Origin of the sequence: Escherichia sp. AM3, assembly GCF_032029835.1 — a bacterium.
Classification (GTDB): Bacteria; Pseudomonadota; Gammaproteobacteria; order Enterobacterales; family Enterobacteriaceae; genus Escherichia; species Escherichia coli.
Window position 1 is genome coordinate 1 of the sequence record NZ_JAVUPQ010000659.1, and the last position, 371, is coordinate 371.

The 371-nt window shown below is 65.8% G+C and carries 1 protein-coding gene and 1 pseudogene; both read right to left on the minus strand.

Annotated elements, in window-relative coordinates:
* Positions 1-193 (minus strand): hypothetical protein (locus tag RTW80_RS27750; RefSeq protein WP_312721329.1); only part of this gene is annotated, 193 nt, incomplete at its 3' end.
* Positions 162-371, minus strand: a pseudogene (locus RTW80_RS27755) (outer membrane lipoprotein carrier protein LolA); the annotation flags it as partial. The gene RTW80_RS27750 and the pseudogene RTW80_RS27755, both read right to left, overlap by 32 nt.

Here is a 371-nt window from a genome sequence, read left to right on the forward strand (position 1 = left end):
GCATAAATCCGTCGTTGAGAGCGGGAGGGATCGCGCCGAGCGTCTGTTTCGGCAGCATGGCGAGCACGCTGCTGTTCAGCCGCGCGCCGGGCAGCAGCGACAGCAGCACGCCCAGCAGGATCAGGCATACCGCGGCCCACAGCAGCGCCGGGCGCAGGGCGTTACGGTGCGGCAAAGCGCTGGCGTTCTGCATCGGTCAGGCGGGCGGGCGTCAGTTGGTGGCGGGAGAGGGCGATATCCGTCGTGTCGCCCTGCTTATCGTTCAGGCGAATGGATTCCAGATAGATCGCGCCCTTCAAATCAAGGGTAGAGAAAATCTTGTCCAGCGGCGTGGGGACGGGCGTCAGCACCAGCGACCAGCGGCCTTCGCC